The sequence below is a fragment of the Ideonella azotifigens genome, from assembly GCF_006519715.1.
Classification (GTDB): domain Bacteria; phylum Pseudomonadota; class Gammaproteobacteria; order Burkholderiales; family Burkholderiaceae_C; genus Ideonella; species Ideonella azotifigens.
The window spans coordinates 1-8,458 of sequence record NZ_VIDT01000196.1 but is presented as its reverse complement, the minus strand read 5'-3'; the positions used below and the strand labels follow the sequence as shown (position 1 = coordinate 8,458).

The window sequence follows — 8,458 nt, the reverse complement described above, 5'->3', positions numbered from 1 at the left end:
GCAGCGCGCAGGTCTCGCCCTGCTGCCAGGCGCGCATCTCGATGTCCTGCAGGCCGATGCAGCGCCCGGCCTGGAACAGCCCGCTGGCCAGGCGCCAGCACTCGCCGTCCACCGCCAGCAGCCTCAGGCCGGCTTGCAGCGGCTCCGGGTAATGGCCTTCCTCGATGAAGTGGGTGACGAGCTCGGAGGGCCGCAACATCGGCGCTTCTCGGCGCCAGCTCTGCGCGCCGAACAGTGCCATCTGCCACTGCTGGCGCGCCTCGATGTGCAGGCCGATCACGGCGCTGTTGTTCAGGTGGCCCAGCGTGTCCACGTCTGCATGGCGCGGCTGCAGCGTGGTGTGCCAGGCATAGGCGGCAGGGTCAAGTCGCCAGGCGGGGTGTCTCATCGGTGACAGCAGGCTCGCGGTGCAAAGAGGCATCTTAGAGGCGCCGGCCGCCCCGCAGGCCAATCCGGGGAAATGCGAGCCCGGGCCGGCAGGCGGTCCCGGCATCTGCCAACATGCACGCCTCTGTTGAGGCCCTCTTTCAGGATGTCCCGATGCAAGTCCAAGAAGCCATTGCCTCGCGCCGCTCGGTGCGCGATTTCCTGCCCACCCCAGTGCCGGGCGAGACCATCCGCCGGGTGCTGACGCAGGCCCTGCGCGCGCCTTCCGGCGGCAACCTGCAACCCTGGTACCTGCACGTGGTGGGCGGCGAGCGGCTGGACGCGCTGAAGGCACTGATGCGCGAGCGCCTGGCCGCCGGCACCGCAGAGGAAGCCGAGTACGACGTCTACCCGCGCGAACTGCTCTCGCCCTACCGCGACCGGCGCTTCCAGATTGGCGAGGACATGTACGCCACGATGGGCGTGCCCCGCGAGGACAAGCCGGCCCGCCGCCGCTGGTTCGCCCGCAACTACGAATTCTTCGGCGCCCCGCTGGCCCTGTTCTGCACACTGGACAAGCGCCACGGCCCGCCGCAGTGGTCCGACGCCGGGATGCTGCTGCAGTCCATCATGCTGCTGCTGCGCGCCGAGGGCCTGGACAGTTGCCCGCAGGAGTCCTGGGCGAACTACCCACAGACGCTGCGCGAGTTCCTCGGAATCCCGGCCGAACGCATGCTCTTCACCGGCATGGCCATCGGCTACGCCAACCCGGCGCACCCGGTGAACTCGCTGGTGGCGCAGCGTGCGCCGCTGGAAGAGGTGGTGAGTTTCGAGGGGATCTGATCGCCGGTCCGCAATCACCGGCCTGCCAGCAAGTCCAGGTAGGCGCCCTGCATCAGTTGGCCCGGCACCACGCCCAGTTTCGCCATCAACGCATGCGCCTCGGCCACGCCGTCGGCCTCAGATTCTTCGGGCGCCAGCACGACTTCGAGTTCCAGAAAATCGCCCAGCCCTGCCACGCGGTCCAGGTGGATGCGCGTGCGGCCGGCGATGAACAAGGTGCGCTGCTTCTGCACCCGGCCGACGACGCCATGCGCCAGCGTCAACACCTCGCGCAGGCTGTCCGGCGATTCGGTTGGTGAGCGTTGGTAGAAGCTGGTCTTCGGGCCTGCGCTGTCCGCCCGCTGGTAGAAGATCAACTCGCCGCGGCCGTCTGCGAACTGGCGAAGCTTCAGCCGGCCTTGGGCGCACGCGAAGAAGCTGTCGTCCTGCTGGATCAGCGTCGGCCCTTCGTCGGCGACTGACGCGGCGAGCGGCAACAGCGCCTCGACGCTGGCGATGCGGGCCTTGATTTCGATGTTGCGGTTCATCTCTCTGCAGCCTCGGGTTCGAGATTCATCTCATACCTGAACTCGCCACCCTCGGGCTCCCCCACCTTTCGCCAACCTTTGCGTTCGTAAAACCCGCAGGCCCTGGTTGTCACGCCGGTGGTCAGCCACAGCAAGGGCAACTTCACCGACCGCAGCCAGGCCAGCATCTCGTCGTGCAAACGTCCGCCATGGCCAAGGCCCTGCGCGTTCGGGTGCACGAACAGCGCCCAGATATTGCCGGTCTGCACATTGCCGATCGCGAAGGCGACGATGCCGCCTTGCTGCTCCACCACCCAGCCGCGGCCGGTCTGCTCGATGGCCTCGATGACCTCCTCGTCCGAGATGCGGCCGGGGGTCGGGGTGTTTTCGGTGACGGCGTAGCGGACGGACCAGATGCCAGGCAGATCGGTGCGGATGGCTTGGCGCAGGGTGAATGCCATGTGGTCACCCTGGCCGCACAACTGCTGTAAGAAGTCTTGCCATGCCCATCGTCTTGCTCCCTGTCGATCAAGTTGCCGCCGCGCACTTTGCCACGCACCTGGACAGCAGTCATGCCTCAGGCATGGGATCCACCATCAGCGCTGCGGCAAAACTGCAAATGGCCTCAGCAGCTTGGCGGGAATGTGTCTGAAGCAGGAAGTGCGGCGCGTTGAACGACGCCCACTGCAGATCTGCCTTCAACTGGCGAACGCGTTGGCCGGCCGCGGCAGGAACCACCCAATCCTGCGTGGCCTGCAAATACAGCATCGGCACAGCCACCTGCTGCAAAGCGCTGCCGGCATCAACGGCCAGCACGGCTTTCAGCCGCGCACGCAGCGCTTCCACCGAGACAGAAGCCAGCGCTTCGGCCAGGGCTTGCTGCAGCGCGGGGCTGGTCCAGCGTCCCATCAAAAGCCGCCCCAGCCAGGCCGAAGGCACAGCGCGCATCGGCAGCCAGCGCATGACGCTTCGCAGGCCTGAGGCCCAGGGATGCGGATTGCACGCGAAAGTGCAGGACAGCACGACACCACGCAACATTGGCGGACGCTCCGCCGCCAGCAGCAACGCCACCGGCCCCGAAAACGATTCGCCCAACAGCACGTACGGCCGGTCCCGGGGAAGTTGCGCGCGCACGCGGTCGACCAGTGCTTCGTAGCCGGCAGGCAAGGTCGTGGGATAACGTATCACCAACGCTTCGCAAGTTGCGGGCAATGCAGCCAGGAACGGTTCAAGCAAGATCCCGGTGCCGTCCAGCCCAGGCAGCACGACCAGCGTAATCAACCGGCGTCCTCCGCCGGCACCACCAGGCGCATCGGGCGGTTAGGCGCGCTCGCGCTCATCACGCGGCGTGAACAGGCGTTGCCGACGTGTCAAGCGCCAGTCCCGCCAGTACCGCGGCCAGGCGGTCCAGGTTCTGCTCGTTGGCCACCACGACAAAGGCGGCGATGCGGTCGCATTCGGCCTCGGTGTCGAAACGCTGCTGCCAGTGCACCCTGGTCTGTTGCGTGCCGACCGGCTCCAGGCGAAGCGTCATTTCGAAGTGGTGGCCGGAGAGGTGGTCGAACACGATGAGTTCGGGGGCGACGACCTGGGCAAACACGCTTTCGTTCGGGAAGTCGCTGCCGTCCGGCGCGTGCATCACGAAGCGCCAGCGGCCGCCGGGCCGGAAGTCGAACTCGGCGAAGGTGTTGCGAAAGCCTGCCGGGCCCCACCACTGCGCGAGTTGCGTGGGGTCCGCAAAGGCCCGGAACACCCGCTCGGGCGGCGCATCCAGCAGCCGGTGGCTGAGCATGTCGCGGCCATGCTGGCCGATGGCGGGCAGCGCGACCGCAGGCGGGGTGGCGGGTTCGGACTTCATGGCAGAGATGCTACTGCGACCTCGCTGGCGGCAGCGAGCTTGCGGGCCGCCATCCAGTCACCTCGGCTCCGGCATCCACCCCGCGCCGGCCAGGTGCCTGCGGCAGGCTGGTTGTGGCGCCGCGCAAACAACCTTGGGGGTTGCCCCTTGCTGGCGTGCGGGCATCGCCAATTCGGTGTTACGGTGTGCCAACCAGGAAGCTCATTGAAGCCCTCTACACGCTCATCCCAGCCTGCGCCAGTGCGCATCGACCCCTTGCGCAACGCCTTGCTGGCCACGGTGGATGCGCTGCACCGCCGCCGGGCCGACCTGGTGAGCGAATCGCTGATTGAGGCCTACGTGGCCGCGTTCTGGATGGAATGGGCTGGCGGCACGCTCAAGCTCACCGAAACCGGCCAGAACATCTGCAAGCAGCTGCGCGCTGCAGCGAGGGTCGCATGATCCGGCTGCAGATTGCCATCCAGCTCGACTACGAAGTCTCCGCCACCGGCAGCGACTTCGTCTTCAACATCCACGCCGCGCAAACCGCCCGCCAGCATGTGCTGGACGAGCAGCTCACGCTGAGCCAGCCGGTGGCCTACCGCGTGGAGAACGAGCCCAGCAGCGGCAACCGCCTGCTGCGCTTCAGCGCCCCACCCGGCCAGCTGCAGGTCAACTACCGGGCCACGCTGGACGTGCACCACTTCATCGGCTCGCCCGAACTGATTCCGGAAGTGCCGGTGGCCAAGCTGCCGCCCGAGGCGCTGGTCTACATCTACCCCAGCCGCTACTGCCCTTCCGACCGGCTGCACCAGCTCGCCATGCGCGAGTTCGGCAGCCGCTGGCAGGGCTACAGCCGGGTGCAAAGCATTTGCGACTGGGTGCGCGAGCGCACCACCTTCGCCTCCAACACCAGCACCTCGCAAACCTCGGCGCTGGACACGCTGCTGGACCAGACCGGCGTGTGCCGCGACTTTGCGCACCTGATGATCGCGCTGTGCCGCGCGATCAACATCCCGGCCCGCTTCGCCACCGGCATCGACTACGGTGCCGACCCTGCCCTTGGCCCGACCGATTTCCACGCCTACGTCGAGGTCTACCTCGGCGACCGCTGGTACATGTTCGACCCTTCGGGCACTGCCATCCCGATGGGCTTCATGCGCTTTGGCATCGGCCGGGATGCCGCAGACACCGCGTTTGCAACCATTTTCGGCAGCGTCAAGACGCATGCCCCAGTGATCGACATCCAGGCCATTGCCGGGGCCGACGGGCGGCTGCGCCAGCCCTTCCACTGCGGCCGCGCGCTGTCGACAGACGGCTAGCCGCCCAGGCCCTCCGGCCTGCTGGCCGCCGCCTGCGCGGCTTCCTGCTCGCGCTGCTGCGCCACGGCCAGCAGCGTCTGCTCGTAGGCAGTGCCAAACTCGACCCGCGTGAGATCGCGGTAGCGGTAGCTGCGGCCACCCAGCTCCCATTCGGCTTCGGGACTGAGCCGGCGCAGCGCGTAGGCCTCCTCGGTGCTCATGCGCAGCGCGCCGACCTCCACCGCATCCGGATCCACCAGTTCCTCGGTCAGCACCACAACGCCGAACATCGCTTCGGCCGACGCCAGCAGCTCGCGCATCGAGCCCAGTGCCAGCTGCCGCAGCGGCTTGGGGTACTGCTCCTTCAGCGCCAGCGCCCGCTGCAGCATGTCCAGGCGAGAAAAGTCAGTGGCAATGGTCTGCACGTCCTCGCGCCGGAAGGCGATATAGCCGTCCAGGTCAAGCCGGCTGCTGACCTGGTGCAGCACGACGAAATCGTCGCTGTCGGCCACCAGGAAGCCGTGCCAGGGGGTGTCGTCCACGCTGCGCAGCAGCTCGACCAGCGGCAGGTTGCCGATACCAAAAGGAGAGTGCATGGCGATCAGGATTCAGCTTGGCTTCGTTGTAACACGCCCGGCCTGAAAGCCGCGGCGGGCGCACTGCCGCGGTGGGTCGCACGGCCCTCAGGGTTGCCCCTGATCAAGCCCTTGCGCGCGTTGTTCCGTCCGTAAGAACCGCAGTCCTGTCCAAGTCCGCGGCGATACGCTTGCCTATGCTTCCTCAAGCCTTTTGCCTGAGGACCGCTGCGTGAAGAACCCGCCCATTCCTGCCCTGCCGACGGTGCCAGCACCGACGCTGGCCATCGCCAACAGCACCGACCGGTTCCCGATCCGGCGGGTGTTCTGCATTGGCCGGAACTACCCATGGCCGGGCAGCGCCACGCTGGCCGGCACCCCACGCGAAGCGCCGTTCTTCTTCATGAAGCCGGCCGACACCGTGGTGCCAGCCCAGGGCCTCATCGCCTATCCCCCGCTCAGCGAAGATTTCTGCCATGAGATCGAGCTGGTGGTCGCCATCGGCAAGGCCGGCGTGAATGTGCCGCCGGAGGCAGCGCTGGACCACGTGTGGGGCTACGCCGCCGGCCTGGACCTGACGCGACGGGACCTGCAGCTGGAAGCCAAGCAGGCGGGCCGACCATGGGAAGGCGCCAAGGCCTTCGATGCTTCCGCGCCCTGCAGCCCACTGGTACCGGCGCCCATCAGCGGCCATCCGACAAGCGGCACCGTGTGGCTCGCGGTGAACGGCGACCAGCGGCAGCATGCCGACCTGGCCGAGCTGATCTGGCCGGTGCACGAGCTGATCAGCTTCCTGTCCCGCTCGGTGACGCTGCAGCCCGGCGACCTGGTCTTCACCGGCACGCCGGCCGGCGTGGCCGCGCTGCTGCCGGGGGACGTGATCGAAGCCGGCATCGAAGGCGTGGCCGCATTCAGCGTGACCATCGCCCCACGGTGAACGCCATGGCCAAACTCGCCATCGTGCCGACGCTTGCCATGCAGCAGCGCAGCGACAGCCCGGACTTCTACATCCGCGACCGGGACGAGCGGCCAGCCACCACCACGCCGCACCGGCACGACTATTTCCAGATCCAGATCAACCGCGGCGGCGACACGGTGCACCACATCGGCGGCGCGATCCGCCCGTTCCCGCGCCACACCGTGGCCTTCATCCTGCCGCACCGGCTGCACCTCATTCCGCACCCGGCGGATGCCGACTTCGTCGTCATCAACTTCACCCAGGAATTTTTCGTGCAGCACATCCGCTGCGATCCGCTGGACCTGGAAGACATCCCGCTGGCAGAGGCCCCCGAGCTGGCCCCGTTCCGCTTCCAGGAGCACCTGGACTTCACGCTGGACAGCAGCGATTTCGCCGAGCTGGAAACCCTGGTCGCGAAGATGCGCGCCATCGGCGCGACACGCCAGGTCGGCTCCGCACTGATCCTCAAGGGCCACCTGCTGGCGCTCATTGGCCGCATCTGCAACCTGTACCAGAACCAGCTGCTCGCGCTGGCGGCAGACAAGGCCGAGAAGCGCGGCCGGCGCGACGCACTGGAGCGCGTCACCAAGTACATGCGCGAGCAGATCGGCAACCCGGCGCTGTCGCTGAAAGACGCCGCCGCTGCCGCCTTCCTCACGCCCAACTACCTCACCCACCTGCTGCGCAAGGAAACCGGCAGCACCTTCACCGACCTGGTGCTGGACCGCCGCATGCGCCTGGCCCGCACCCACCTGATCAACACCTCCAGCTCGATCAGCCAGATCGCCGAGCACTGCGGCTTCTCGGACGAAGCCTATTTCTCGCGCCGCTTCAAGAAGGCCTACGACCAGTCGCCGAGCAGCTTCAGGCGGCAGCACCAGGGCGGTTGAGACACCGCCCCAAAACCCAAAACCAAGGAGTCACGCATGACCCATCCCTCGCCCCCAAAAGTTGCCCTCGTCACCGGCGCTGGCAGCGGCATCGGCCGCGCCGTTGCGCTGGCGTTGCTCGAAGACGGCTTTGCCGTCGTGCTGGCCGGCCGGCGTGCCGAGCCGCTGCTCGAAATCGCCGAGGCCGCCAGGCAGCAAGGCCAACAGGCGCTGGCCGTGCCGACCGACGTGCGCGACGCGGCCAGCGTCACCGCGCTGTTCAAGGCCATCGAGACCAGTTTCGGCCGGCTTGACGTGCTGTTCAACAACGCCGGCGTCAATGCGCCTGCGGTGACGGTGGACGAACTGCCGCTGGAGGCCTGGCAGAACGTGATCGACACCAACGTGACCGGCGTCTACCTCTGCGCCCGCGCCGCCTTTGGCCTGATGCGCCGGCAGCTGCCGCAGGGCGGCCGCATCATCAACAACGGCTCGATCTCGGCGCACACGCCGCGCCCCCTCAGCTGCCCCTACACGGCCAGCAAACACGCGGTACTGGGCCTCACCAAGGGCCTGGCGCTGGACGGCCGCGAGTTCAACATCGTCTGCAGCCAGGTCGACATCGGCAACGCGCTGACCGAGCTGTCGGCCCGCATGACCAAGGGCGTGCGCCAGGCCAACGGCAGCATCGCCGCCGAGCCCATGGTGGACGTCAGGTACGTGGCAGACGCCGTGCGCTACATCGCCGGCCTGCCGCTGTCGGCCAATGTGCTGAACATGACGGTGATGGCCAGCCACATGCCGTTTGTCGGCCGCGGCTGAGCGAAGGAAGCACGGTCATGAAACCCGACATCCTCCAGCTCAATCCCATCCTGGTCCCGGTCATCAACGACCAGCTGAACGCGCTGTACACGGTGCACCGGCTCTACGAGCAGGCGGCCCCGGACGCCTACCTGCGCGAACACGGCGCGAAGATGCGCGGCGTCATCACCGGTGGCCACACCGGCATCAGCAAGGCAATGATGGAACAGCTGCCGGCGCTGCAGATCGTCGCGGTCAACGGCGTGGGCACCGATGCGGTGGATCTCGCCTACGCCCGTGCGCGCGGCCTGCCGGTGGCGGCCACGCTGGGCGCGCTGACCGAAGACGTCGCGGACCTGGCCATTGGCCTGCTGATCGCCACCTGCCGCGACATCTGCACGG

Annotated in this window: 13 protein-coding genes; 7 read left to right on the top strand and 6 right to left on the bottom strand. The window is 67.6% G+C overall.

Annotated features, from left to right (window positions below):
• On the bottom strand, nt 1–388 hold a 388-nt coding region (locus FKP22_RS13675), incomplete at its 3' end, for a hotdog family protein (protein ID WP_141288035.1).
• A gap of 152 nt (nt 389–540) precedes the next feature.
• Between FKP22_RS13675 and FKP22_RS13670 the strand changes: the two genes are divergently transcribed.
• Entirely contained in the window at nt 541–1,209 is a 669-nt protein-coding gene (locus tag FKP22_RS13670) for a nitroreductase (protein WP_141288034.1), read from the top strand.
• A gap of 14 nt (nt 1,210–1,223) precedes the next feature.
• Here the strand turns inward: FKP22_RS13670 and FKP22_RS13665 are convergent, their stop codons facing one another.
• The 4 genes from FKP22_RS13665 to FKP22_RS13650 all read right to left on the bottom strand — a co-directional run bounded on the left by FKP22_RS13665 (nt 1,224) and on the right by FKP22_RS13650 (nt 3,573).
• A complete protein-coding gene (locus FKP22_RS13665; protein WP_141288033.1) occupies nt 1,224–1,736 on the bottom strand; it encodes a class IV adenylate cyclase in 513 nt (170 codons plus the stop codon).
• Entirely contained in the window at nt 1,733–2,176 is a 444-nt protein-coding gene (locus tag FKP22_RS13660) for a GNAT family N-acetyltransferase (RefSeq protein WP_141288032.1), read from the bottom strand. Before FKP22_RS13660 ends, FKP22_RS13665 begins: the two co-directional genes overlap by 4 nt.
• A 109-nt stretch (nt 2,177–2,285) precedes the next feature.
• Entirely contained in the window at nt 2,286–2,996 is a 711-nt protein-coding gene (locus FKP22_RS13655) for an alpha/beta fold hydrolase (protein WP_141288031.1), read from the bottom strand.
• A gap of 58 nt (nt 2,997–3,054) precedes the next feature.
• Nucleotides 3,055–3,573 carry an SRPBCC family protein gene (locus FKP22_RS13650; RefSeq protein ID WP_141288030.1) on the bottom strand — a complete coding sequence of 173 codons (519 nt, stop codon included), beginning with the start codon at nt 3,571–3,573 and terminating at the stop codon, nt 3,055–3,057.
• A 240-nt stretch (nt 3,574–3,813) separates the two neighbouring features.
• On the opposite strand from FKP22_RS13650, the gene FKP22_RS13645 reads away from it, so the two are divergent.
• Nucleotides 3,814–4,014, top strand: coding sequence for a hypothetical protein (locus FKP22_RS13645; protein ID WP_141288029.1), 201 nt, complete (start codon nt 3,814–3,816; stop codon nt 4,012–4,014).
• A complete protein-coding gene (locus FKP22_RS13640; RefSeq protein WP_141288028.1) occupies nt 4,011–4,874 on the top strand; it encodes a transglutaminase-like domain-containing protein in 864 nt (287 codons plus the stop codon). The genes FKP22_RS13645 and FKP22_RS13640 overlap by 4 nt, the downstream gene beginning before the upstream one ends.
• Here FKP22_RS13640 and FKP22_RS13635 read toward each other — a convergent pair.
• Nucleotides 4,871–5,449: a hypothetical protein gene (locus FKP22_RS13635; protein ID WP_141288027.1), complete on the bottom strand. Its 579-nt coding sequence runs from the start codon at nt 5,447–5,449 to the stop codon at nt 4,871–4,873. The two genes, FKP22_RS13640 and FKP22_RS13635, sit on opposite strands and share 4 nt — an antisense overlap.
• A 211-nt stretch (nt 5,450–5,660) precedes the next feature.
• Between FKP22_RS13635 and FKP22_RS13630 the strand changes: the two genes are divergently transcribed.
• The 4 genes from FKP22_RS13630 to FKP22_RS13615 all read left to right on the top strand — a co-directional run.
• Nucleotides 5,661–6,365, top strand: coding sequence for a fumarylacetoacetate hydrolase family protein (locus tag FKP22_RS13630; RefSeq protein ID WP_231013102.1), 705 nt, complete (start codon nt 5,661–5,663; stop codon nt 6,363–6,365).
• A gap of 5 nt (nt 6,366–6,370) precedes the next feature.
• The gene (locus FKP22_RS13625; RefSeq protein WP_141288026.1) at nt 6,371–7,276 is read left to right on the top strand and encodes a helix-turn-helix transcriptional regulator; all 906 of its coding nucleotides are present in this window, start codon (nt 6,371–6,373) and stop codon (nt 7,274–7,276) included.
• Nucleotides 7,277–7,312: 36 nt separating this feature from the next.
• Nucleotides 7,313–8,077, top strand: a complete 765-nt coding sequence (locus FKP22_RS13620; RefSeq protein ID WP_141288025.1) for an SDR family oxidoreductase — start codon at nt 7,313–7,315, stop codon at nt 8,075–8,077.
• Nucleotides 8,078–8,094: 17 nt separating this feature from the next.
• Nucleotides 8,095–8,458: Rossmann-fold NAD(P)-binding domain-containing protein (locus FKP22_RS13615; RefSeq protein WP_510606713.1), on the top strand; the 364-nt coding region annotated here is incomplete at its 3' end.

Excerpts from the sequence above, each read along its gene's own strand:
- FKP22_RS13665 (WP_141288033.1), bottom strand. The coding sequence starts at position 1,736 with ATGAACCGCAACATCGAAATCAAGGCCCGCATCGCCAGCGTCGAGGCG.
- FKP22_RS13635 (WP_141288027.1), bottom strand. The coding sequence starts at position 5,449 with ATGCACTCTCCTTTTGGTATCGGCAACCTGCCGCTGGTCGAGCTGCTG.
- FKP22_RS13660 (WP_141288032.1), bottom strand. The coding sequence starts at position 2,176 with ATGGCATTCACCCTGCGCCAAGCCATCCGCACCGATCTGCCTGGCATC.
- FKP22_RS13650 (WP_141288030.1), bottom strand. The coding sequence starts at position 3,573 with ATGAAGTCCGAACCCGCCACCCCGCCTGCGGTCGCGCTGCCCGCCATC.
- FKP22_RS13670 (WP_141288034.1), top strand. The coding sequence starts at position 541 with ATGCAAGTCCAAGAAGCCATTGCCTCGCGCCGCTCGGTGCGCGATTTC.
- FKP22_RS13640 (WP_141288028.1), top strand. The coding sequence starts at position 4,011 with ATGATCCGGCTGCAGATTGCCATCCAGCTCGACTACGAAGTCTCCGCC.
- FKP22_RS13625 (WP_141288026.1), top strand. The coding sequence starts at position 6,371 with ATGGCCAAACTCGCCATCGTGCCGACGCTTGCCATGCAGCAGCGCAGC.
- FKP22_RS13620 (WP_141288025.1), top strand. The coding sequence starts at position 7,313 with ATGACCCATCCCTCGCCCCCAAAAGTTGCCCTCGTCACCGGCGCTGGC.